Below are 24062 nucleotides of genomic sequence, written 5' to 3'. Positions count from 1 at the left end.
TTAGCAACCCTTTCTATTCGTGATATAAGCCGAAGGGGATTCCTTCATCATTTTTTTGAATACCCGATAGAAATGCGACGTATCGTAAAATCCCAAATAATCGGATATTTCGGTGACGGACATGGTTGATTCGAGCAGTAGACTACTTGCTTCCTGGACACGCAGCTGATGTACGTATTCGATTGGCGTCATGCCCAGCGCTTTCTTGAACATGGCGATCGTGTAATTCGGTGAACGGCCGATAAGCTTCGCTAATTCACTAATTTGAATGGACTCTCGATAGTGTGTCTGAAGCTCTAAATGAATTTTTCGGGCCAAATAAAATTTAATCGGCTCGACGGCGGGGCTTATCGGCTCACGTTTCGCAACTCCAAGCAGCTCAATCAGAATGCCGAGGCAGATCGACTCATGATACGGCTTTCCCTCCCATCTCTCTTGGAACAGACGTGAGAATCGTTTGAGCACATATTCGTAATTACTAATTTTCATTCGCATAAAATGACTAGGCAGTAAAAGCTGAGCGTCAGCATTAGCATCGTCTATCAAATTAAACAATACGGTATATTTCCTATGTGGCGCTTCTGTATTGCTTCCCGCTCTTACCGTACCTTTCGGTATCACCAATAAATCTCCTGCCTCGACCCGATGCGTTACGCCGTTAATGGTATAGGTTGCCGTTCCTTCCACCATGAGGACAATAACATGGTATGGAATTGCCTCGCGTACTGTATTCCAGCCCGGTATGCAATCATCATAATGTACCGCTAATAGCGTAAACATAGCATCGGACCTCTCTATCTAGAATGTTAATCCCAGCATAGCAATCCTAGGTCTGGCATGCAAACAAGAAAACAATCTTTCAAGAATTAAGAGATCAAAATACAGTTGTTTTGTACATCTAATAGACATTACGTACATCGTGCTCAAAGCAGCACTTCTATATAATGGAGACAAACATTTACACGGGAGGTTGGACGTACATATGAATAGTAACACCAAACCGAATATCCTATTTATCATGAGCGACGATCATGCTGCGCACGCCATGAGCTGCTACAGCGGACGCATTAACCAGACGCCGAACATCGATCGGATTGCTAAGGAAGGCATTCGTTTTGACAATTGTTTCTGTACGAATTCGATCTGCGCACCTAGCCGGGCAACGATTCTAACAGGCAAATACAACCATTTGAATGGCGTTCGTACATTGTATGAAGGCTTCGACGGTCGGCAGGATCACGTAGCCAAAATGCTTCAAAGCGGCGGCTACGAGACTGGCATGATTGGTAAATGGCATCTCGGCCAAGGTGGCTTTTACGACCCGACAGGTTTTGATTATTGGAACGTGCTGATTGGCAACTGGGGACAAGGCGAATACCACCAGCCTACTTTCTCTGAAATGGGTGAGGACCGTGTTTACGACGGTTATGTGACTGACGTCATCACAGATTTATCAATCGATTGGCTGAATCGCAGGGATCAGGATAAGCCATTTTTCTTGATGTGCCACCATAAAGCGCCACACCGCCCATGGGTAACAAGCGCCAAATACGCCACACTGTATGAGGATGTTACGATTCCAGAGCCGGAAACTTTCCATGATGATTATTCGAATCGTGCTACAGCCGCCAAAGAAGCGACGATGCGGGTGGAAAGTGATCTAACGCTCGTCGATTTGAAGGAGGAAACACCCGAACATCTGACGCCAGAGCAAGCAAAAAGCTGGAAATACCAGCGATACATGAAAGACTATTTACGTTGCGTGGCTTCCATTGACGAAAATGTTGGACGATTGCTCGATTATTTGGACGAAATGGGGATTGCGGACAATACGATTGTTATTTACACGTCTGATCAAGGTTTCTTCCTCGGTGACCATGGCTGGTATGACAAACGTTTCATGTATGAGGAATCGCTTCGCATGCCGTTTATCGTACGTTATCCGAAAGAAATCAAACCTGGCGAGATTACGGAAAAAATGGCCCTAAACGTGGACTTTGCGCCGACCTTCCTCGATTATGCAGGATTGCCGATCCCAGACGAGATGCAGGGCCATAGCCTCCGACCAATTTTCAACAGCGAACAGCCAGAAGGTTGGCGGACATCGATGTATTATCGTTACTGGATGCATCGCATTGACCATAACGTGTTCTCGCATTATGGGCTGCGAACCTACCGCTATAAGCTTATCTATTATTACGCTGATGGATTGGGAGTGCCTGGTACTTTGGATGAATCAAACCAACCAGAGTGGGAATTGTTCGATTTGCATCAAGATCCATCTGAGCTCAATAATGTGTATGCGCAGCCAGAATACGCTGAGATCGTGAAGACATTGAAGGATGAACTCCATGCGCTTCAAGAAGAGGTCAAAGATGATCGATATGTGCTCGATGTTGACTAAAACTCCGCAGCTGAACTGATTTTTTTCGACAAGAAGACAGTTATAGAACTAAGCAACCTTAGTTCGGGATTCAACCGGACTAAGGTTATTCAACGCTCAGAATCTATTTAATCGTGTCATATAAGTCTACTTCAATGTTATTTACTTCCCTGTATCCCCATTCATCTGAAATCTCCAGATGCCAAGTTCTTAGCGATCGTTCATGTTTATTTTCTCCAATCCAGCGATGTAACTTATCATATGTATTTCTAATTTCATAATTAGGCCCTTTATGACTTTGGACTGCATATTTTTGACTCGGAACTACGATAGAAACCATCCCTTCAGGAACTTGTGTAATGTCATTTACCTCAACACATACCCAGTAACCATCTTCCTCTTCCGTGGAGTCCTCAACGATAAATGCACCAATGAGTCTAACTGGGTTTACAACATGATTAATCTCATTCAGTCTATCATTAAGTATGAAATAAGCTTTTGGGATTTCATTGACATACTGGTCACCAGGACATAATACTCTGAATCCAACTAACTTCATTTCTTTGAGTTCAACTACTTTCACAGGACTCACTCTCTCTTTCGTTGATATTGTTCTCAATGCTTTGCATTACTTTCATATAACGTTGTTGAATTCCCGACCCATATCACCTCATCCAAGGTCGGCGGTATCTCCAAATCAGAATCATTCTTCAATTGGAATATAAACATCTACATTGTTAGGCCACTGTGGGTCTTCAAATTTATAGACTTCTATGGCCATTGCTCTCTTGTTATTGCTGATTTCATTCTCTTGTAAATAATGATGTATTGCTGCATATGGATCATCTTCTGATCTTGTTTTCCCGTATTTATGAGCAGGGATTGAGAATCCTAGCATGCCAGCTGGAACTTCTTTCAGTTCCGTTACTTCCATGCAAATTAGATATGTAAACAATGTCTCTGATGTAAAGCTCAAACAAACGTATTCTAATGGGTTAATAATTCCCGTTATTTCATCTTTCCGAATTAAGAAAACATGCTTTGCTTCTTCAACTCGTCTTGGATCATGGTTTGCAAATGCGGAAGTCACTGCAACTCCAACAAATTTCTTTTCTTGTAATTGTACAACTTCAACTTCGTTATTCATATTCATAGACGATCCCCCTTTCAAAATGATTCTTGAATATTAGGTTAGTATAGGTTTTATATTCAATAGCCCTATTTCAACTGATGTCTCTATATAACCAATTATCTGATCAAACGTAAAAACATTAAGTTTTTCATGTAAAACTTCGTTATCGTACTCCATATCACCTAAAACATAAGGAATGAATTCTTCAACTTCTTTGGACTTTACCTCTTGCAGATCAATGATTGTAGGAAGATAACTGAGCTTTTTCCTCAATTCATCTGTAAATCCATAGTATTCTAGTAATTTCCCATTGAGTAATCGGAAATCATTATGGTACGAACGATATAATTCTTTATTAACTTCCATTCTGTTTCTTAACCAAGAAAGATTAAAACCTTTGAGCCATATATCATCAGCTATTAAATGTGTAAAATACCCCAATACATAATGGCTTTCTACTAGCGAGCTATATTTATGTAAAAATCCTTTATAATCAATGAACCTTGAATAATCTCGTACTTCACCTTTAAAGAAATGTGATAGATCTTTTGTTGAAACAGCATCTGGAGCAATGCTTCCAAATAAAAACGGTGTTCTATCTTCCATCGACAGACACTCTGCAATTCTATTAGCAATAATCACGTGCATTATTCTTGAACCCATAATTCTCGTCACCCTTCAATAGTTTTTAATCCGTAGGTGATTGAACGCGATATGGTTAGGTAGAGCATGAGCTTGATTCTGCTTCCTCGAAATCTCTCTGGCGGACCGAGAAGCCGCAAGGCGGATATGCGTGAGTTGCTTTAAGAAACCTACAAATTGATTTATTCAATGACGTCACTTCTGGCGTTCCCAGATCCAACGGACGCATCGTGATACATTATTAAACGATGACTGTGCCTTCCCTGAAAGTTCCATCAAACAATTAGTCTATAAAGTCTTCTCAAAAATGTATAAGTCATCTTCTTCTCTAACTTTGGTGTATCCGCACTTTGTATAAAAGTGATGATTCTTGACACACCAGCTAGGAGTATCAAGCCACCATTTGTTGCTATCCGGAAAAATCCTTTCAATTTCATTCATAACTTTAATACCGATTCCTTGATTCTGAAAGTTCGGATCAATAAAAATTCTTCCTAGATTATGTACTTGATTGTTTCCTATAAATATCAAAGCCCCCCCAATTATTTCTCCATCAAAGAGTACCTTGAAATATTCACAATTTTGCATCATCTCTTCTTGCCAACTTATAGAATCGTATCCAAATGGACCTCCGATTTCGTTATTATTGAAATGTTTAGATTCTTCATCAAAGCTGATCTTTTGTATTTCAGCGAGTTTTTGTGCATCATTTTTTATTGCTGGTTCTAGTTTCAACATTAGATAAACCTCCATTAATGTGAATAATAATAAATATAGCAACCACTTTAATCGCATTCCAATCTTCAAAAGCATACTTCAACACTATTTCGCAGCTTCTACCCAATATCCTTGCCCTCGATATTCAGGAAAGATACAATGATGCTGGCTGAAGTGCGGTGCTGCTTCGAATCACTTACATAAATGAGTTCTTAGAAATTCAACAACATTCATAAAAGCTCTTTGAATTGTAGGGTCGTTAAAATTATGATCGAAAACATGATCAGCGCCTTCTATAGTAATTAGCTTAGAGTAAACTCCCTTTTCTTTAAGCTTCTCATATATGAGAACAGATTGTTCATATGGAACATCTGTATCTTGATCACCATGAAGAAATAATGTAGGGGGATAATCTTCAGAGATATTATTAATTGGATTATACTTAATTAAATTATCAGAATCTTTATTACGATTAAATCTAGTTACTTCTTGCACCCAGACACCTTGCTGACGACAATAAAGATAAAAATCAAATCTTTCCCATACACCTGTAGTCACTTCTATATTTCCTATAGACTCAGAGGCCATAGTTCTATTAATCATTGGCTTCTTGCAGTAGAACTCACTCGGTTGAGAGTACCAATCACCTAGAATATCTCCATAACCGTAAAAAGAGACAATGGCCTGGGGTTTGACATCCATTGTTCCAGTTAATAAGCTAAGGTACCCGCCTGCTGAGCTGCCCATTACTGCAATATTATTGATATCAAAATCATACCATTCAATTGCTTTTGTTCTTACCCATTCAATCGCATCTCTTATATCTTCAATAATAAACTCAAATTCTGTTTCTGGTGCCAGTCGGTAATCAATGTTGACTATACTAAATCCGGAACTTGTAAAATACTCGATTTGTTCAAAAGGTAACCATGTTCTGGTGCCAAAAATTAGTGCACCTCCATGAATATATATAATTACTGGCGAATCAGCACCTTGGTAATAAATATCAGCACTTATTGAGCAGTTATTTGCTTGCTTATATACCCTTGTTTCTTTCATTTGCTTATCCCCTTATGTTCTTACCGTAGCCAACGTTCATGCGTTCCCGAGAGGCTTAAGGCGACGTTTGTCACCGGGTGGCTCCGCCCACTTAGTAATGTTTTAAGTAAAATTACCCTCCAAATGATATTCTGTACCCATCAATATCTTGAATAGTAAATTCACTAAAAAAGTCATTTAAATCAGGCCCTTTGACTATTTCTATTCCTTTAGTTCTAAATTCCTCTAGTAGCGATCTAACATCTGTATAACAGAATGCATCAAAATATAATCCTCCATCAACCGACGAGAATGGTTTAACATCATCAGGATTCTTTGCTGGATGGAGTATAAATGTAACAGAATCTCTATTCATATGTACATGTTGTACGTCCGGACCTCCGACTAGTTCATAACTAAATCCAAGTCTCTTATAAAACTCAATTGATTTTTCGATATCTCTTACAAGTAAGACCATTGTAGGTCCAGATATTTTTTCTCTTTTCATCTTGATCTCGCCTCCAAAATATTTATTATAGTTTGTACACTGGTTTCAGATAACGTTGTTGATTTCCCGATCCACAGAGGCTTAAGGGAGCACCAGCACGACCGGGTGGCGCTGCCACTTAGCCTCACAGGACTGTCTGCCTGCTAAGCCCCGCAGCAGGAACACGGTGTTATCTAATGCAAGGCCTTCAGGGAAATTTCTCTCAAAGTCTTGTAGTTATCTTCTCTGCCTATAATCTAAAAAATCAATTATTAATTTACAAGAGTTTATACAAGCTTTTTGTATGAACAGCTTTTGATCATTTATGGTGTTTGTATTGGCTTTATCTGATACTGATTTAAGACCCATAAAATTAATATTGTTTAGATAACAAACATGAGCAAAAGCTGCCAGTTCTTGATCCACTGCAATCGCTGCAAAATCTGTCATCAGCTTGTAGCTTAATTCATTATCACGTATTCGCTGATCGCCCGAAACAAATGTTCCAAAATGTACTCGCTCTGCAGTATTCTTTGTAAATTCTTTAAACATAGAAATGATCTCTTGAGTTGAATCAATTATACTACTTCTTCCCAAGTATGCATCCAATGGGTCACTAGAGATACCAGCGTCTGTAACGTCATGTTGTATCGTTTTTTCTGCAATAATAATATCTCCACCGCTAACTTCTTCTGATAACCCTCCGCATATTCCGGTCATATATAATTCTTCTGGAAAATAATTAGTAATCAGTAATTGTGTACAACTAGCTGTCTTGACCTTTCCGACTCCAGCTACTACCGAAATAATATGTAAATCGGCTAACTGATGAGTATAAAAAGTCCATGCAGCAACTGTTTCAGTTTTTATTGGTTCATATTGCTTTAACAAATATTGAAGTTCAGGCTCCCAAGCCGCGATAATACCAATTTTCTTCATTTATTACTCCTGTTCATGGTTATTGAATTTTTTGAAGTTTGCCTTTAACCTTACTACCGAACCGACTAAAATAAGGGGCATGGTTCCTACTAATGATCGCAGTTCACGAATTTAATCACTCAAAGTAATCACCTCGGTTCCTCAATAATTTCCACTTTCTTTGCTCCGGCCTGAGCTGGATATGAAGTATCGACACTACCTTGATACCAAACTTCCAAGAGTTGACCAACTTTACTTAATTGGGACATATACTTGAATTGATTCCCACAATTCATCAACTGGGAATTCGAGAATATAGCAATGACTTTCACTGTTCTGTACTTCATTTCTCTCGATTAAGAAGTTATTGAGTCCACTGTATACATCTTTAATAGAATCATCTTTTCCCTTATGAATCACCATGTATCGTTGTTCAGGAATTGTTATTTGTTGTAATCCACCTGGATAGTTTCCTTGCACAATTGACCCTTCAGTCTCTATACATACAAAATAGATTAGTTCTTCATTCTCCACTTCCTCAGGACATGGTTGAAAAACACCAAACCAAGGTTTTCCATTCCATGTTTTTACGTCTTTGACGTGTTCCATTAATTCTTTTACTGCATTTCCAACTTTTTCACCCATATTAGTGAGACCTTTGCAAGGAATGCCTAGAATATTCAATTTCTTGATGTTTACAATCTCAGTAGTGATGGTCAAGTGAATCATCTCCTTAATTCTTAAGATTCTTTGGTTTTACGGCTATTTCAAATAACGTTATTGCCTTCCCGAATCCGAAAGGCTTAAGGTTCTCACATTCAATCCGAGCGAGGCGACTCGAAGAGTCCAGCCGCAACGCTTTTTCGAATCAACTCTCCATCCATTCTACTTCATTCATTAGTGGTTTTAGATTCTCACCTTCAATTACGACTACTGTCATTCCTAGTTCTGATCCCGATTCATGTATCTCTCCAGGCTCCCAATATGCTGCGTTACCAGATCAAATATCATATCTTTTCCCTTCCTTACCTATTGTCCACCCTTGCCCATTAGGACTAAAAAGAGTTGATATTGATCTACTGTAGCCTTATGCGATCCTATAATCCCCCGCACGCCCACCGCGTAGATACGGTTTAGATGAAGTCAGTTGCTTCTTCGAGTTATCTAAGTCACTCTTTCACTATTCTTATTAATTCTTATTTATGGTCTGAATGGCAAGCTAATTTCTTGTATATCATCTATCCACTCGGGATAATATTCCCTTTCTTTACATTCTTCAATTAGCCTTTCGATATACTCTTTGTCAATACTAGTAAATAAATGTCTATCCTCAAATAATATCCAAATCAGATCCTTAAGATTTCGCTCCTCTAATGCTAGGTGCTCTTCCTCTGGATCTGTTCCTAACCTACAACTCTGATTCCCTATATGAATTAAGAACGTATGATGATTCTCAACTATTTCACGATTAAACTTAAAGATAATTCGACCTTCAATATGTGCTTCTTCCCGTAGTTCTCTTAACACTGCTTCCTCTGGAGTTTCACCTTGTTCTATTCCACCACCAATAAAGGAATGACGTAATTCATTGTTGCTGGACACAATTCCATATGCAAATAACATTGCTCTATCTCTAATAATAATTGCCTGAGCGCGTTGCCGCATTCTTATCATCCTTTATGAGTTTCTATGTGTTACTTACATCAACTTTCATCTTTATTTAAAACTCTACATAGACCGGTGCTCCCTCTGTCTTTATACTCTTTTCATTTCTTTCTCTGAAGTTCATAAAGGTGACCATCATTATTGCTTCTTCGAATGGAAAAAAGCCAGTTTCCATAGGAAATGTTTTAGTTTAAACAAATCCTGAAAAGACATTTTACGTACGTGCACACATATTTTTAAGATAAAGTTTCAAAATCCTTAAAATCAACTCGCCAATCAGTCACGAACGCCGGATAATATCCTACCCGGTAAGCTACTCTCTGAGAGGCAATATTGCTTGAGATGACATCATAAATTGGAACACGACCACGATTTAATATTTCAAAAGTTAAGCTGTTTACAAGATAAGTTGCCAAACCAAATTGACGGTATTCAGGTAGTACCTCTATACCAATTTGCCACATCTTTGTACATATATTACATGCCCCTGCCATGCCAACAATTTTACTATTTTTCTTGGCAAGTACGACCAATACAGTATGATAGGGATGATTCATGTCAGTTATAATTGAATTATCAAATCCTTTAAGCCCCAATAGCTTGGGAACCTCATCCTTCTCAACCACTTCATATGAAAAATTTGCAGGTGGTGACATTGGCTTTAATTTCTCTAGATCAGGAAGAAAATGCAGGTATAACCCTCTGATAAATGGTAATGAAAATATCGAATCCCTATCTTTTCCTTGCATATGCGTTTTGGCAATAGACAGTCGTTCCGGCGTAGCCGATACCACAATTGATTTGCCCATGGACAAAATTTCAAAATATCGCTCTTTTCTCGGATACGGCCTGCGTCCGGGATTTTCTTTCGCGTCTACAAAAATTACACTGTCTTTTTCTCTGTTCAAGTCGTCAATTGTACAGTTTAGGTCAATTGCAAGCTGTGATTGTACGATGTGTATCATTTCTTTTTGTGTCATCATCGATATACGTCCTTTCTCAGATACGGAATCCTCAAAAATTCATCATTTAATTTACTCATCAAAATTTGAATAGTCTATGAATCTACTATGAACTTAGAATATCTTTTCAATCGGTTACATCATCAGATAGCGTAGGTACCAATATTATTTCATCTATTCTACCTTCATCATTTATTTTTACGGCTGTAAGCGCTTTAGGAAGATATGCCCCTGTATCTATATTCAAAGTATTGCTTACACTATCAAATTCTGCCCTATCTGATTTACAAGGAGTATGCCCAATAATCTGCAGTTTACCAATATTTTTTAGTTGTCCCCTATTCCACAAGACGCTTTCTGGATGAGATTCTTCAAATGGGTTTTCTGCTACCAAAGAAATACCTGCATGACTGATAAAGGCATGATCCGTTTCATAGTACAGAGGTAGAGATTTCAACCAAGAAATATAGTGAACTAGATCTAATGATTTTCTTTTATATTGATTTAATGTCTCTTGTCCACATTGTTTTAACCAATTCTCATTTCCTTCTTCTAAATGAACAACAACTTCAATCTCATGATTTCCTTTAAGAAAATATACCTTTTCGGGATTGTTCTTTTGTAATTCAATCGCATATAAAATTGTCTCAGGAGAGAACTTCCCTCTATCCATTAAATCACCTAGTTGCACTAAGATCTGTTTCCCACTATTCCAATGCTCATTAATTAACTTAGTAAAAGTATGATAACAACCATGTTCATCACCAACTACTAATAGCTCCATGTATAACCTCCATAAAAAGTCTCGCGGTACGTATAGCGTTGTTATGTTCCCGAACCCGAAGGGCTTAAGGCAGCTTGCTGCCGGGTGGCTCTTCATCATAGCCTTGCAGGGTTCTGCCTGCATCTACTTCACCAAATTACCTCTGGCAGACCAAGGGGCGTAAGCCCCGCAGCGGGAAAACGGTGCTAGTTGATGCGGATGCATTCCTTGATTTACTTTCTTAAGTCATTTATATTTCTTTACAATATTGTTTTGATACATGTTTTTACATGTGTTATTATATAGTTAATAAAAACCAAGTGCTGTGAACACTTGGTCAGTACAATTGGCTTGGATGGTTTATTCCCTTCTAGGTCACAAAGGATCAAAACCCACCTTCGGCTATCAATCTTAGGGTGGGTTTTACTTTTTCTTGTTGCTATTATTGATGTAAGTTAAAAGAGCAAGAATAAATGATCCAAATAGGAACATAATCGTTAATGCATCTTTCATTTCCATGGCTTCACCTCCTTTCGAAGGGAAACCATGCCCACCCAAGATTCAATTGTAGTTATATTTTACCTTTATTTACATCTACGTACAAGCGTTCTTACATTTCTTTTTATTGGTCTTATAGTTTATACTGCATTCCTTTCACATAACGTTGTTATGTTCCCGAACCCTTTTCCGCCCTAAGCGCCGGGTCCGACGGACTTGGGCGGTGTAGAGTTATCTGCCTGTATCCCCTTCCCCGAAATGCCTCGGGGAAACCAAGGGGAGAAAGCCCCGCAGCAGGAAAATGTTAGATGTAGTGTGGTGCTTCTTCAAGTTAACTTTCAAAATCATCGTCTTTCATATGTATAGAGTCTTCCGTTTCTGGGTTTTATAAAGCCCTTCCCCTTATATCCTCTTCGAATTAATTCTTTACTTAGAGATTTCATAAAAGCCCCATGGCTTACTACTAATACATTGGTTTCTTCATATGTCTCTAGCCTATTAATGACATACCTTGCTCTTAATAATGTTTCATCTCTACTTTCCTCCTGTGACTTATGTGAGAAGTACCAAGCCACCCGACCCATAAATAACCAAATACTATAATGTAATTTGATTCTTGATTGAATAACCGACCGAATTCCTATTTCTCTTAGTTGATTGGTTCTAATTATATTGCCTTGGTACATAATTTCAGCTGTTTTAATTGCTCTTGATAAATCACTTGAAAGACATACACCCCAATTCAGGTCATTACTACTATGTATCGTTGGTGTAATATCAGATTTATTATATTGGTCTACCCATTGATTGAATTGTTCAGATGTCATCCATTTAGAATCAGGTCTATATGTAACTTTAAAATGTCTTACTAATCCAATTTTCATAAGCCTCCTAATTTTTTTATATTGGTTTCGCCACATTTCGTATAACGTTTTTGTGTTCCTGAACCCGAGAGGTTTAAAGGAGCGTAGCGACTAGGTGGCTCCGCCACTTAGCCTCGTAGGGTTGTCTGCCTGATTTCACTTCTTCGAAAATCCTCGGGCAGACTAAGGAGCGAAAGCGACGCAGTAGGATAACAGTGTTATATGATGCCAGTGCCTTCTTCGAATTACTAACAGAGTTCTTTATTAATAATCAAATCTCTAATGTTTAAAATAAAATTATCCACCAAATGATATTCTGTACCCATCAATATCTTGAAAAGTAAATTCACTAAAAAAGTCATTTAAATCAGGCCCTTTAACTATATCTATTCCTTTAGTTCTAAATTCCTCTAGTTGCGATCTAACATCTGTATAGCAGAATACATCAAAATATAATCCACCATCAACCGATGAGAATGGTTTCACATCATCAGGATTCTTTGCTGGATGGAGTATAAATGTAACAGAATCTCTATTCATATGTACATGTTGTACGTCCGGACCTCGACTAGTTCATAACTAAATCCAAGTCTCTTATAAAAATTCAATTGATTTTTCGATATCTCTTACAAGTAAGATCATTGTAGGTCCAGATATTTTTACTCTTTCCATCTTGAACTCGCCTCTAAAATATTTATTATAGTTTGTTACACTGGTTTCAGATAATGTTGTTGATTTCCCGATCCACAGAGGCTTAAGGGAGCACCAGCGACAGGTGGCTCTTCTACTAGCCTCACAGGGTTGTCTGCCTGAATTCGCCTCCTCGAATTGCTTCACGTAAGCCCCGAAGCGGGAACACAGTGTTATCTGATGCCAAGGCCTTCATCGAATTTTCTCTCAAAGTCATGTTGTTATCTTCTCTGCCTATAATCTAAAAAATCAATTAATAGTTTGAATTAATCCAATTTCATTCCCTACCGGGTCAACTAAGTAAGCAAGATAAAAATTATCAAATTCCATCTTACCTCTTAAAACTTGCGCTCCAAGTTCTAATGATTTATTTATTGCATCATCGATGCTCTCAACTTCTATTTGAATTCTTGTTCCGTGTGGAGAGTCATTTGACCCCTTAGAAATCCCATCATTAATTCCTGGCTTATCATTATTTCCTGAATAATATCCCCAGTTAGGCTCAGCAATCTTCTACCCTAAAACAGACGAATAAAAACTTGCAGTACGTTCCGGATCTTGACTACTTAATTCAAATAATACAACTCGACCCATATTATTCGTCCCCCATAATTGGAATTTACACCCATTAATATAATACCGAATACTTGTTCTTATGTAAATGATTTTGATATTTTATGTTTTCCGCCGATTTCTTATAACATTCTTGTATCCACGAGCCCGAATGCTAGCGTTCTACTAAACTCGTCAAATGGGAGACATGACAAAATGTCATATCGGCAGAGCACAAAAGCCGTGCTTGAGCGAATAGGAAGTTGCTCAAACACGACTTCGTCCTTAGAACAATATAAAAATTCTCACCCCTGCTTCGTTCCCACCCGCTTCGCAAGTTCGACTAAATCAAAGCCTTTCAGCGCACCTTCGACAAGTTCAGGCAGTAATGCAGGTGTACAAGCAAAGCAAGGCGTTCCATCCCGAGCGAGCTGCTTCGCAACATGTTCATCATAGAAAGGCTGACCTTGATCCGACAATGCGAGTAAGCACATCGTCCGTACACCCGCTTCACGCAGTTCACGCATGCGTCGAATTAGTGCGGATTGATTGCCGCCTTCATACAAATCCGAAATGATGATAAACAAGGTCTTCTTCGACTCTTCCACAAATTGCTCGCAATAGGCTACAGATTTGTTAATATCCGTTCCACCGCCCAATTGAATGCCGAACAGCATCTCCACTGGGTCATTCGCGCATTGCTCTGTTAAATCTACCACTTCCGTATCGAATACGACAACGCGCGTTCTGAGCGCAGGAATGCTTGCGAATATCGAGCCGATCACCGAAGCCCATATGACCGAATCAGCCATCGATCCGCTCTGATCAATATCCAGAATAACCGTCCATTCCTGACTGCGCTGGGCCCGGTCGAAAAAGTAGAACTTCTCCGGTATGATCTGACGGCTCTCCCGATCATAGTGCTTCAAATTTCGCTGAATCGTACGTTTCCAGTCGATTCCGCTCACGGAAGGAAGCGGGGAATGCTGACGACGATTAAGAGCTCCCGTCACCGCACGCCGGATGCCCTGTTCGAGACGTTTGACGAGTTCTTCTACAACAGAGGATACCAACATTCGTGCCGTGTCCTTCGTATTCTCCGGAATTTTACCCTTCAGCGATAACAGCGTGCCAACCAATTGAATATCTGGCTTCACATGAGCAAGGACTTCCGGCTCGAATAAGAGCTGCTTCCATCCCTTTCTTTCCATAGCATCGTTCTGAATGATCGAGACCACGTCCTCAGGGAAACATTGTCTGACATCACCGAGCCATTTGGATAGACGTGGTGCGGACTTGCCGAGGCCTGCATTCCTCCCGGTTGAAGACCGAGCGTTATGTTGGCCTGCCTCTTCTTCACCGGTATCATCATAGATTGCCGCCAAGGCTTCATCCATAATTCTCTCTTCTTCCGATAACGCAATACTCCCGCCTGCACAACAGCCTGCAAGCTGCTTCTCTGCAGAAGCGCCTAATATCATTCTCCATCTCGATACCGTCTGTGAATCTACATAGTTATCCATGGTCAAAAATCCTCAAAATCAAAATCATTTAGCTCGTCAATCATCTTTACTTCGTCCTCCTTCAATTCCCCCGTCAAGATCTCAGCTGCTTGATCTGCATGAACTCCCCACAATTCGCCTAATAATTCGGCAATCATCGTCTTCTCCCGCGGAGCGAACGAACTAAAAGCACGCCGCAGGAAAACCAGCGCACGAGCAAATTCATCATCACTCAGCGAGACAATGTACGCATTCAACTGCTCCCATAAGCTCTGCCGAGATAGAAGGGCATACCGATTGCGCTGCGACAACCCTTCGAACCACCCTGCACCGAGATCTGCTGGAATGCCGGGAGAGAGCCTTCTAGATACCTCTTCAGCACATTGCTGAGCGGTGATGGCATGGCGTTCCATCAAGATGGCGCAAGCAAAACCGGAGAGACGCGGATTCCGATCATCCCGTTCTGATAAATGCAGCAATTCTTGAAGCCATAGGGATTCATCCACCTGTTCGCTATGTTCCAAGGAAATTCGGTTCAGCTCATTCATCGCCGACATCATGTCGGTTGCCGCCTCGTCATTACATTGCGCTGCATCCAGGAGGAACAGGCACGCCCTCATGAATAACTGTTCTAGAAGCGGCAGCAACCGTGCGGTATCCATGCGACGTAAGCCACCGTAACCGATAATCATAGACAGCTCCTTCGCCGCTGCAGCGATCTGGATTACATCACGGCTATCTGCAGCAAGCCGCTGCAGTGTCTGCCGCGCGGTTTCCATCTGCTCTAGCATGCGGCAATCGCATGCCGTACGGATCAGCCAAGATGCTTCCGCGATGGTACTGCAGCTATCCAACTTCTGCTGCAAAACATACGCAGAGGCTACTTCAATCGTCTCCCCAAGAAGCGTCGATTCCACCACCTGAATTTCGACCTCAGGAGACCATTGGATGACCCAATACTCAGCCCAAGTTGCATGCTCCTGCCCACTAGGACGAAGCTTCGCAAAAGATATGCCTAACCATGCTAATCGATGCAATAACGTGGACCGATTCAAATCAAGGAAGGTGGATTCTTCCGATGTAACCCGGCGATTCTCACGTAAATCGAGTGATAAGTCGGTAGCCACGGTTGTCTTGTACTTCTCGAGCTTCAATTGCTTCAACATGCGGTTCAGATCATCCTGAATCGGAGTCTGGCTGACACCTTCAGCCAATGAGCCGATGGCTGTTCCGACATCAACGCGTGCGAGCGCTTCTGCGATGACAGAGAGATCGCCGCGCCCCAGTAATGTCTGAGCAGCATCTCTCAAATCCCGTAGCGTTGGCGCGCTCCCTCCATGCAGGGCTGCTAGTGCTTCGGCAAGCCGAACGGCTTCGATCACTTCAGCGGTTGAACGATGGTTCCCCGTCTCCCGCATCCACCTTGCAATCGATGACAAGTAATAATACGGCAGTTCCTCGAGCGTATTCGTCTGCATGCGCTCCCACATCATCTCATAATAATGTGGTGCATGATTGCCTGCCCCATAGCCGGACATCGAAGACAACTTATAATATGAGTATGGCATCAGCGTCAGCTTCGTCTTACGCGATGGCAGATGCGTCCATTCTTGATCCGTCATCACATACGAATCTTGCGCAAGCGCAGCCGCATGATAAGCCCCGCAGACGACAACAATGCGGTTCGGTTCGTGGCCTGCGGCAATCGTGTCTTGAATCTGCCTCCGCATATAAGCCTCGCGAACTGCGTTATAGGCGTATTCCACCCGTTGATGTTGTCTCTCATCCTCCTCCGTCAGTTCGCGCATCTGTGTGGAGAAGGCAATAATTGCCTCCCGATAGACCCCTTTACTCGGATTGAGCTCATAATTACGCTCCCAGTACATATCGTAGTCATGCTCGCCCGCAATCGTGGCGATTCGACTGTAGATGGAAGAATCATCGAAGGAATCGGAACCGGAAGGCTTTCCATCTTCCGTTTCTTCCTCTTCCACGTTCTCTTTTGCTTCCAATCGCAGCTGCTGCATCGTAACCGTAACCGAGGACGGTAGGTCGATAAATGCGGCGTGGGCTCCATTCTCAGCTGCCCATTTCATCGCTTGAAACTCTGGGGAGTAGGCAGCAAAAGGCCATAATACCGTTCGAACAGGGATATCCTCCGTAAAGGCGAGAATAGCGACAGGCGGAGTTGAGTGTCGATTCGTTAGATGTTGGATCTCCGAGTTCGCATCCGATGGTCCTTCAATGAGTACGGCGGTTGGCTGCAATTCCTGCAGCAGCTCCAGAAGATGCAAAGAGCCGCCGGGTGACAGATGCCGCACACCAAATATATGTACAGCGGCCGTCGCTACGCTATTCACTCGTTCATCTCCTTACAGGCTGTGTATAGACCTCGCCATTCTGCGCCACGCTTCTTCATCACATTGTCGAGATACTCTTTCCAGACCAGTTTATCTTTCACGTCATCCTTGACGATGGCTCCTTGCAATCCTGCGGCAAGATCTTCATCCGTTATTTCGCCGTTGCCGAAGCTCGCGGCTAAAGCCATGGAGTTCGTCAGGAGAGAAATCGCCTCAGCCGTGGAGATCACTCCCGCAGGAGATTTCAGCTTCTCTTTCTTATCGAGTGTCATCCCGCTGCGCAATTCCCGGAAGATGGTTACGACCTTAATCAGCGCCTCATCTGCAGGAACAGCAGCTTGCAGATCATAGGAGGAAGCAATTTCACGTACTCTTTTCTTTACAATCTCGACTTCGGTGTCCATATCGCTTGGTGTCGGCAGGATCAGAATATTGAAACGGCGCTTCAGGGCTGCCGACATCTCGTTGACGCCCCGATCCCGTGTGTTCGCCGTAGCGATAATCGAGAATCCTTTCCGAGCACTAACTTCCCGACCCAGCTCCGGGACCGAAATCGTCTTCTCCGATAATATCGAGATCAGCGCATCCTGCACCTCGGAAGCACATCGTGATATTTCCTCGAATCGGGCAATACCACCGGCTTCCATCGCCCGCATTACAGGGCTCTGCACAAGTGCCTCCGGTGTTGGCCCATTCGCGAGCAACATGGCATAGTTCCACGAATATCGAACATGCTCCTCACTGGTACCCGCCGTCCCCTGAACAACAAGGCCGGAATGTCCATAAATGGCGGCCGTTAGATTTTCGGATAACCAGGATTTAGCCGTACCTGGCTCTCCAATTAACAGTAGCGCACGATCGGTGACCAGTGTCGCGATGGCCATTTCGACCAACCTTTTGTTGCCAATATATTTCGGTGTGATCACCGTTTTACCGACTTTCCCTCCGGTAATGAACGTAAGTACTGATTGAGGCGACATTTGCCAGCCTACGGGGATCTTCCCTTTATCCGCTTTCTTCAATGCAGCTATTTCTTCTTGATATAATTGCTCAGCGGGCAAGCACATCATATCTTGCCATTGCTCTTGACTCGTAACCATATCCTCATCTCCTCATGATCGTTCATTATGTTTGTGTTGCAACTTTTCGAAATCACACGGAATCCACCACAAAAGCTTCTTGCTTCTTTTTCTCCATCTCGTTCCATACATATTGCAGCTGTTCGCGAGCGGAATATCGATATTTTTGGATCATATCAGCCAGCCGATCTTGATAGGTGAAAGGCAATTGATACAGACATTCCAGCACATGGCCTTCGAACGTATAAAGGTTGCTGCTCCGCTTTTGTTCAAGCACATTCATGAGTAATTCCGACCGGATCGAAGCATCCACACCCGCACGTTCAAGGCCAAGAAGCAGAATTTCAAAGGATTGATGACGCAGATTTGTCATGTCTTGCATTCGCTCCATCAGAAATGACTGTGATTCCGAATGGTCCGGCCGCGCGAAGACGCAGACGAGCTGGGTGGCTTGAACCTCAATCAGCCAATCTAACCATCGTGAATCCCACAGCTGTGCGACCTGTTCTACAGGCATCATTTCCACTTTGCGCAGGTAAGTAGTCTCTTCAGGGGAATTCCACAAACTAGGGTAAAGCTGATAGGGATAGGCAATCAATTGCTGCTCAAGGATCGATAGGAATTGCTTCAGCTTTTTCTGGGTCTCCTTATTGGTCTTCATCTTCCATTTATTTCGAACGGATTGCACATAGTGCTCAAATAACTGGGCTGGCGAGAGCTGCCGGAACGACGCACGGAAGGCATATGATAAATAACGTGTATTATGTTGTTCCAAGCTATAAAGAGCTTCCAAGGCTTCCGAGGAATTTTCGTGTTCCAAGTACTGTGCTGCGGCATCCAAAAGATCTAGTCCAGCAGTAGAGATATACAAAGAATATTGTCTTGTTACCTCAGAAAATAGTTCATATAGCGTATCGTTTCGTTTTCCTTCCAAAGCGGTAAGAAAGTGATTTATTTTGTTCTGCGATGCTTCAACCTTCTTTTTATCTTCTTTGTTCGATAATGCATGCTTCAGCTCTTCACCGAGATCACGAACCAACCATGCTGTTAATTGTTCCGAGCTGCATTTGGCCGCGGCTTCAGCTACGATTTCAATGTCCTTGCCTGCAAGAGCTTCATAAATCCGTTCAACGGCTGCCTCGGAGTTAATGACTGCTAAGGCATGATAGGCAGCTTCACGTATCGCTTTCTTTTTATCTTTCGTCCAAGAGAGCAATGCTGACGCATAGGAAGTCTGATCCGCTAGTAAACGAATCGCCGTCACGCGAACTTCCTCTGACCCGGATTCAGCTGCCTGAAAGATCAGATCCAATACATCTTCTCCGCCCGCCTGCCCGATCACTTGAATCTTGCGGCTCTCTACCCTGCCTCCCATCGGATCGAAGCTGTCGATCAAATAAGGCACGACCTCTGCTCCGTAGGAAGGCAGGATCTTCTGCATTGCAAATTCAGCGATTTCCGAATAGGGATCCCCAAGCGCTCGAACGGCAAGGGCCAGCAGACGAAGATCCCGGAACATGCCCTCTTCGAATGCGTGAACAACCACCTCATACCGATTGCTCCCTGTCGTCGTGAGCGCCTCCTCCACAGCAGCCAGCTTGCGATACGGTAGAAATGTAGATAAGGAAACGGGGCGATGTTCTAGCGGTCCAAGCTCACCCTGCGGTGCTGTCAACCCTTGTGTTCGAAGCACGGAGGTAAGGAGTAGATTCAAATCCTGCAGTTGTTCTGCAGATTGATAATTTTCTATATCCGCAGGCTCAATCAGAGCCGCAATCCCTTCGGCTAGTCTTCTAAAAATCGGAGCTCGCTCGCCAAGCTGCTGGAATTGCGGCAGCATCCGTTTTAGTCGGTAATCGCCGAGTGCCAGATCGCTTCCAGCGATGTAGATTCGACGCAGCTCTTGATGGAGCTCCTGTAATAATGCTGTACTCATGTTCATTCCTCCTAATACAAGAGACGGAGCATTTCCGCATCTTTCAATATCGTTAAGGGCATTGCCGTTAACCGCCCCGTGTCCATATCGTGCTCGAACCTCACCAGCATGCTTACATCCTCCAATTGCGATGATGACAAGTGCGTTAACAGTGGAAGGGTCCGATGCCCATTAGATGTTTGATCCCGTAATACGAGATGTTGACCGGATTCATCTGCAATGACAACTTCATCTTGATTGGATTGCATCACCTCGGCCACATGTAGCAATACGAGCGGATTGGCGTTACTTAACGGATTCTTCAGCTGGTTTTTCACTTTTTTGATGACATCTGTATACGATCGCTCGGCATATTTCGGTATATGTACGACCTCATGCGAATCCAGCGGTCTAGCAGCCATCTCTTCAAAGCGTACTCTTCGGTTCATATCCCCTGGATATTGATATAAGGAGGGAGTTCGCACAGCATCAAAGAAGCTGTCCTCTTCACGCATCAGCTTCGCCGCTTTGTAAGGCCGATATTGAATGGTACGATGAATCTCCCCACTGTCTCGTTCGAGCCAATATCCTTCGTCAACATATTCTTGTCTTGCCGAATCGTCATAGCTCACAAATGCGAGCTGAACCAACTCTACCTGTTCCTTCATCAACCCGTATTCCTTCAGATCTGTAAGCTGCCATGCATGTCCCAGCCATTCCTCGATCGTCGATTCATGATCAAGCGCCAATGTTGGATCTGCTAATTTGCTTGTTAAATACGCACGTCCCTTTTTTATAAAAGCATGCATCACGGCCAATTGCTCCACGACGTCCGTATATACTTGCTCACGATCGTCTGCTTCTGAGAGCAGTAAGGTAAGCCGTCGCAACTCCGTTTGCGCACCCGCGAGATAATAATTTCCCATTTGCTTCACATGCTCTTGCATCGTCTTGATGACCTTCTTATCGATCGTGCCCAGACCGTTACGAACCAATGATCGAAGCAACTTCTTGAGGACTTCCAATCCTTCGAGCTGTGATTGGACTTTTTTCTTGAGCGCCGTCTTGTTCACTTTTTTCGGCTTGGGTTCCGCCCCTTCACTCGTCTGTTGCGACTTCTTCTCTTCCCGCTTCTCTGCTTTTTCCCGTTTGGCAGCAATGTCTTCCGGCACTGCAGCGGTGGTGTATGCTTCTCCCCCGATGTAGGCATATAATAGTCCCAACGAATGCTTACATGGCAATTGCCTGCTTGGGCAAGAACAACGTAGTATCGGTTTATCCGGTTGGATGAAATCTGCTGAGCATTGGTAATTCGAGCTTCCGCTTCCTTTGCATTCCGCGAATAACAATGTACCGTCTTCGGATTGATGCAGCTGCACGAAACTTCGTTTTTTCACCAGACCTTGGGCATTCTTTATTGCCGCGGTATTCGAAGCTAGTGAATCCACGAATGATGATGTCATTTCAATCAAAATTATCGCTCCTATCTCTCTTACTTCCTTACTACTTTATCAACGTACGTCGGATCTCTTATAAGTATGAATGGTTGAATCATACTCATCTTCCACTTTATACCGATAAGGAGCTTTTGGCTATGCCCGAGTAGTCTCAAGATAGGAACCAACTCAAAAAGGAACCACCCCCATGCCAGCATTCAGCACATAGGATCGTCCCTTCATTATGTGAGGTGCTACCCCCTTCTGAGTTGACGCAATATTCAATATTATATACACTGTATCAACGCCCTCGTGCCTGTTCATATTTTTCAATACATAAAGGAGGAATCGAAAAATGAATATCACCGTCGTCGCATACGACCCAAATTGGCCAGAGGTTTATTTGCAGGAAGAACATGCCATTCAGAGCATACTTCAAGATGAGCTTGTGAGCAGCTTTCATATCGGAAGTACTTCCGTGCCGAACTTACAAGCGAAACCGATCATTGACATTCTACTTGTTGTTAACGATATCAATAAACTAGATGATTACACGGCACACTTTGAAGAGCTTGGCTATGAAGTCATGGGCGAGTTTGGTATTGCAGGGAGAAGATATTATCGCAAAGGCGGAGATGATCGCACGCATCAAATCCATGCGTTCCAGTATGATCATATTCAAGAAATCGAGCGACATCTCGCGTTCCGAGATTATCTTCGTCAGAACCCTGACATCTGTAAAACGTATGGCGAATTGAAAAGCAAATTAGCCAAACAATATCCAACAGATATTGATGGTTATAGTGTTGGGAAAGATGGTTTTGTCAAAAAAATTGAAAAAGAGGCGCTCAAGTGGCATTGGCGCCATCGGTGAAATCAAATCTACCGAAGCGACTTATGAAGAACCTTCCTCTCATCCGGCAGCTTGGCATATTTATCTTGGTAGAGCTTAAGCACGCGTCCTGCCCCCATTTTAGTAAGCTCATCCTGAAAGTCATCCCAGTCTTGATTCATCCCGAGTTCTCCCGTTACGAATTGGATCACTTTCAACGTAACGAAGTTTTTGATTGGCGACATGATTTTCGTAATCTCAATGAATTCATCGGACGTAAAGGGGATGGCGGGGCCCGCGAAGAACCCGATTTTGTCTGCATTTGCGGTATATAACTGCTGGGATTCGAGTCCAACGGCGCCCCATCTTCTCGCGTATTCCGCATCCTGATCATAAGGCACCCATATCCCAGATCGTCCGTCCACGCCCGCTTCCTGCGGCGTAACCTCGCCGTATGGATTTAGCTTGGTCTGCAATCGAGCCGTGTATCGATTCTCCCCGTTGACTCGATTGAATGTATCGCCTTCGATTCCCCAGTTCGTCAATTCCACAATTTCATCGGAATATTGCGCATCCAACAGTGCAATCAGCTCTCGAATATGCGGGGATTTCGCATGGATGGCAATGACCCAATTCCCGCGAGAATTCGGATACTGAACGGGCTGCAGCGCCTGTAAGCCTTGATCTGTCATGGGTGGCAGCACTGCTTTCAAGCTATAGAATGAATCTCTCTTTACCCCTTTCTCAATCCAGCCATCCATCTCGATAAAATATTCTCCGAATAAGGCAAACGTCTTGCCTCCGATCATATTTTCGAAAAACTGTGCCTCGGAGACCGTCGCGAAATCAGGATCAATTAGACCCACCTGATAAAATTTACGGGCCATCATGACAGCCTTCTTAAAGTTAGGCTCGGCGGGACCGAATGTATACGTCATCTCGTCATTATCGAAATAAACACCGCTCTGGGTATGGTAGGCCATATAGAATTGCTGGAACAAATTAGCCGGGCCCGAACGGCTTGAGATCGGCTTCGAATCGGGATAAATCTGCTTGAGCCTTTTCAGCGACTCGTACAATTCATCGAATGTCGTAGGCAGCAGCATACCATTGCGGTAGAAGATATCCTCACGCAGGATATAACCGATCGGCATTTGACCGTACGTGTTCAGACCATCTATGCCATATAGCTTACCATCTTCGGTCATCATATCCTCAACAATCTGGGGGTACCGTTCAATCCATCGCTTTAAATGGGGCATTTCGTCGAGGTAAGGCCGTAAATCTAGCAGTAGTCCCATCGGACCGAACCGCTGAACCATATCTTTATTAACGATAAATATATCCGGTTTCTGACCAGCCGAGGTTAGTACTTGATTGATTCGCTTCATATATTCATTGACAGGAAACTGCAGCCAATCAAATGTTAAATTCGTCCTCCGTTCGAATTCTTTATCGATTGGCGTATTCCGGTCACGATCAAACGCAGGAACCGCAGCATGAATAACGACCGGGCTTATCGGGGGTGTGCCAGACACGAGTTCATCATAGGGCAAACATACGGCTGACAGGACTACTAGAATTCCTGTACAGATCCATATTACCAGTTTTCTACGGCGTATCCACAT

24 protein-coding genes are annotated in these 24062 nt (G+C 42.8%); 2 read left to right on the top strand and 22 right to left on the bottom strand.

Going from position 1 to position 24062, the window contains the following annotated elements:
* Complete coding sequence (locus C558_RS0121435; protein ID WP_018758357.1) at window positions 1-780, bottom strand: AraC family transcriptional regulator; 780 nt, start codon at window positions 778-780, stop codon at window positions 1-3.
* 202 nt (window positions 781-982) lie between these two features.
* Here C558_RS0121435 and C558_RS0121430 point away from each other — a divergent pair, with 202 nt between their 5' ends.
* The gene (locus C558_RS0121430; protein ID WP_018758356.1) at window positions 983-2404 is read left to right on the top strand and encodes a sulfatase family protein; all 1422 of its coding nucleotides are present in this window, start codon (window positions 983-985) and stop codon (window positions 2402-2404) included.
* A gap of 103 nt (window positions 2405-2507) precedes the next feature.
* Here C558_RS0121430 and C558_RS0121425 read toward each other — a convergent pair whose 3' ends face one another.
* From C558_RS0121425 to C558_RS0121340, 20 genes are all read right to left on the bottom strand, one after another.
* On the bottom strand, window positions 2508-2966 hold the full coding sequence (locus C558_RS0121425; protein ID WP_018758355.1) for a GyrI-like domain-containing protein: 459 nt from the start codon (window positions 2964-2966) through the stop codon (window positions 2508-2510).
* A 120-nt stretch (window positions 2967-3086) separates the two neighbouring features.
* A complete protein-coding gene (locus C558_RS0121420; protein ID WP_018758354.1) occupies window positions 3087-3536 on the bottom strand; it encodes a GyrI-like domain-containing protein in 450 nt (149 codons plus the stop codon).
* Window positions 3537-3569: 33 nt separating this feature from the next.
* Window positions 3570-4178, bottom strand: coding sequence for a zinc dependent phospholipase C family protein (locus tag C558_RS0121415; protein WP_018758353.1), 609 nt, complete (start codon window positions 4176-4178; stop codon window positions 3570-3572).
* A 267-nt stretch (window positions 4179-4445) separates the two neighbouring features.
* Entirely contained in the window at window positions 4446-4895 is a 450-nt protein-coding gene (locus C558_RS0121410; RefSeq protein ID WP_018758352.1) for a GNAT family N-acetyltransferase, read from the bottom strand.
* Window positions 4896-5066: 171 nt separating this feature from the next.
* The gene (locus tag C558_RS0121405; protein ID WP_018758351.1) at window positions 5067-5933 is read right to left on the bottom strand and encodes an alpha/beta hydrolase; all 867 of its coding nucleotides are present in this window, start codon (window positions 5931-5933) and stop codon (window positions 5067-5069) included.
* 112 nt (window positions 5934-6045) lie between these two features.
* Window positions 6046-6420: a VOC family protein gene (locus C558_RS0121400; protein WP_018758350.1), complete on the bottom strand. Its 375-nt coding sequence runs from the start codon at window positions 6418-6420 to the stop codon at window positions 6046-6048.
* Window positions 6421-6636: 216 nt separating this feature from the next.
* A complete protein-coding gene (mtnN, locus tag C558_RS0121395) occupies window positions 6637-7338 on the bottom strand; it encodes a 5'-methylthioadenosine/S-adenosylhomocysteine nucleosidase (RefSeq protein ID WP_018758349.1) in 702 nt (233 codons plus the stop codon).
* A 128-nt stretch (window positions 7339-7466) separates the two neighbouring features.
* Complete coding sequence (locus C558_RS35230; RefSeq protein ID WP_169445401.1) at window positions 7467-7586, bottom strand: DUF3221 domain-containing protein; 120 nt, start codon at window positions 7584-7586, stop codon at window positions 7467-7469.
* A complete protein-coding gene (locus C558_RS0121390) occupies window positions 7570-8046 on the bottom strand; it encodes a GyrI-like domain-containing protein (RefSeq protein WP_245583848.1) in 477 nt (158 codons plus the stop codon). The genes C558_RS35230 and C558_RS0121390 overlap by 17 nt, the downstream gene beginning before the upstream one ends.
* Window positions 8047-8517: 471 nt before the next feature.
* The gene (locus tag C558_RS31585; protein WP_018758347.1) at window positions 8518-8982 is read right to left on the bottom strand and encodes an NUDIX hydrolase; all 465 of its coding nucleotides are present in this window, start codon (window positions 8980-8982) and stop codon (window positions 8518-8520) included.
* A 236-nt stretch (window positions 8983-9218) separates the two neighbouring features.
* The gene (locus tag C558_RS0121380) at window positions 9219-9965 is read right to left on the bottom strand and encodes a GNAT family N-acetyltransferase (RefSeq protein ID WP_018758346.1); all 747 of its coding nucleotides are present in this window, start codon (window positions 9963-9965) and stop codon (window positions 9219-9221) included.
* Between the two features lie 106 nt (window positions 9966-10071).
* A complete protein-coding gene (locus tag C558_RS0121375; protein ID WP_018758345.1) occupies window positions 10072-10728 on the bottom strand; it encodes a metallophosphoesterase family protein in 657 nt (218 codons plus the stop codon).
* Between the two features lie 402 nt (window positions 10729-11130).
* Complete coding sequence (comI, locus tag C558_RS34795; protein WP_018758344.1) at window positions 11131-11226, bottom strand: competence inhibitor ComI; 96 nt, start codon at window positions 11224-11226, stop codon at window positions 11131-11133.
* 323 nt (window positions 11227-11549) lie between these two features.
* Window positions 11550-12089: a histidine phosphatase family protein gene (locus C558_RS0121365; RefSeq protein ID WP_018758343.1), complete on the bottom strand. Its 540-nt coding sequence runs from the start codon at window positions 12087-12089 to the stop codon at window positions 11550-11552.
* 276 nt (window positions 12090-12365) lie between these two features.
* Window positions 12366-12608 (bottom strand): VOC family protein, encoded by a 243-nt coding sequence (locus C558_RS33905; RefSeq protein ID WP_156826215.1) that lies wholly within the window; start codon window positions 12606-12608, stop codon window positions 12366-12368.
* Between the two features lie 1007 nt (window positions 12609-13615).
* A complete protein-coding gene (locus C558_RS0121360; protein WP_018758342.1) occupies window positions 13616-14833 on the bottom strand; it encodes a VWA domain-containing protein in 1218 nt (405 codons plus the stop codon).
* Between the two features lie 2 nt (window positions 14834-14835).
* Window positions 14836-17172 (bottom strand): DUF5682 family protein, encoded by a 2337-nt coding sequence (locus C558_RS0121355; RefSeq protein ID WP_018758341.1) that lies wholly within the window; start codon window positions 17170-17172, stop codon window positions 14836-14838.
* Window positions 17169-18272: an AAA family ATPase gene (locus tag C558_RS0121350; protein WP_018758340.1), complete on the bottom strand. Its 1104-nt coding sequence runs from the start codon at window positions 18270-18272 to the stop codon at window positions 17169-17171. Before C558_RS0121350 ends, C558_RS0121355 begins: the two co-directional genes overlap by 4 nt.
* A gap of 52 nt (window positions 18273-18324) precedes the next feature.
* The gene (locus C558_RS0121345) at window positions 18325-20187 is read right to left on the bottom strand and encodes a HEAT repeat domain-containing protein (RefSeq protein ID WP_018758339.1); all 1863 of its coding nucleotides are present in this window, start codon (window positions 20185-20187) and stop codon (window positions 18325-18327) included.
* Window positions 20188-20198: 11 nt separating this feature from the next.
* Complete coding sequence (locus C558_RS0121340) at window positions 20199-21638, bottom strand: SWIM zinc finger family protein (RefSeq protein WP_018758338.1); 1440 nt, start codon at window positions 21636-21638, stop codon at window positions 20199-20201.
* 319 nt (window positions 21639-21957) lie between these two features.
* On the opposite strand from C558_RS0121340, the gene C558_RS0121330 reads away from it, so the two are divergent.
* Window positions 21958-22476 (top strand): GrpB family protein, encoded by a 519-nt coding sequence (locus tag C558_RS0121330; RefSeq protein WP_018758336.1) that lies wholly within the window; start codon window positions 21958-21960, stop codon window positions 22474-22476.
* 8 nt (window positions 22477-22484) lie between these two features.
* Here the strand turns inward: C558_RS0121330 and C558_RS0121325 are convergent, their stop codons facing one another.
* The gene (locus C558_RS0121325; protein ID WP_018758335.1) at window positions 22485-24062 is read right to left on the bottom strand and encodes an extracellular solute-binding protein; all 1578 of its coding nucleotides are present in this window, start codon (window positions 24060-24062) and stop codon (window positions 22485-22487) included.

Source organism: Paenibacillus terrigena DSM 21567, assembly GCF_000374845.1.
GTDB lineage: Bacteria > Bacillota > Bacilli > Paenibacillales > Paenibacillaceae > Paenibacillus_K > Paenibacillus_K terrigena.
The sequence above is the reverse complement of the archived record's forward strand: the minus strand, read 5'-3'. Positions and strand labels throughout refer to the sequence as shown.

Coding starts and splice junctions, on each gene's coding strand:
- C558_RS0121435 (WP_018758357.1), bottom strand. CDS start 780: ATGTTTACGCTATTAGCGGTACATTATGATGATTGCATACCGGGCTGG.
- C558_RS0121430 (WP_018758356.1), top strand. CDS start 983: ATGAATAGTAACACCAAACCGAATATCCTATTTATCATGAGCGACGAT.
- C558_RS0121420 (WP_018758354.1), bottom strand. CDS start 3,536: ATGAATATGAATAACGAAGTTGAAGTTGTACAATTACAAGAAAAGAAA.
- C558_RS0121415 (WP_018758353.1), bottom strand. CDS start 4,178: ATGGGTTCAAGAATAATGCACGTGATTATTGCTAATAGAATTGCAGAG.
- C558_RS0121410 (WP_018758352.1), bottom strand. CDS start 4,895: ATGTTGAAACTAGAACCAGCAATAAAAAATGATGCACAAAAACTCGCT.
- C558_RS0121405 (WP_018758351.1), bottom strand. CDS start 5,933: ATGAAAGAAACAAGGGTATATAAGCAAGCAAATAACTGCTCAATAAGT.
- C558_RS0121400 (WP_018758350.1), bottom strand. CDS start 6,420: ATGAAAAGAGAAAAAATATCTGGACCTACAATGGTCTTACTTGTAAGA.
- mtnN (WP_018758349.1), bottom strand. CDS start 7,338: ATGAAGAAAATTGGTATTATCGCGGCTTGGGAGCCTGAACTTCAATAT.
- C558_RS35230 (WP_169445401.1), bottom strand. CDS start 7,586: ATGTCCCAATTAAGTAAAGTTGGTCAACTCTTGGAAGTTTGGTATCAA.
- C558_RS0121390 (WP_245583848.1), bottom strand. CDS start 8,046: ATGATTCACTTGACCATCACTACTGAGATTGTAAACATCAAGAAATTG.
- C558_RS31585 (WP_018758347.1), bottom strand. CDS start 8,982: ATGCGGCAACGCGCTCAGGCAATTATTATTAGAGATAGAGCAATGTTA.
- C558_RS0121380 (WP_018758346.1), bottom strand. CDS start 9,965: ATGATGACACAAAAAGAAATGATACACATCGTACAATCACAGCTTGCA.
- C558_RS0121375 (WP_018758345.1), bottom strand. CDS start 10,728: ATGGAGCTATTAGTAGTTGGTGATGAACATGGTTGTTATCATACTTTT.
- comI (WP_018758344.1), bottom strand. CDS start 11,226: ATGGAAATGAAAGATGCATTAACGATTATGTTCCTATTTGGATCATTT.
- C558_RS0121365 (WP_018758343.1), bottom strand. CDS start 12,089: ATGAAAATTGGATTAGTAAGACATTTTAAAGTTACATATAGACCTGAT.
- C558_RS33905 (WP_156826215.1), bottom strand. CDS start 12,608: ATGAATAGAGATTCTGTTACATTTATACTCCATCCAGCAAAGAATCCT.
- C558_RS0121360 (WP_018758342.1), bottom strand. CDS start 14,833: ATGGATAACTATGTAGATTCACAGACGGTATCGAGATGGAGAATGATA.
- C558_RS0121350 (WP_018758340.1), bottom strand. CDS start 18,272: ATGGTTACGAGTCAAGAGCAATGGCAAGATATGATGTGCTTGCCCGCT.
- C558_RS0121345 (WP_018758339.1), bottom strand. CDS start 20,187: ATGAGTACAGCATTATTACAGGAGCTCCATCAAGAGCTGCGTCGAATC.
- C558_RS0121330 (WP_018758336.1), top strand. CDS start 21,958: ATGAATATCACCGTCGTCGCATACGACCCAAATTGGCCAGAGGTTTAT.
- C558_RS0121325 (WP_018758335.1), bottom strand. CDS start 24,062: ATGTGGATACGCCGTAGAAAACTGGTAATATGGATCTGTACAGGAATT.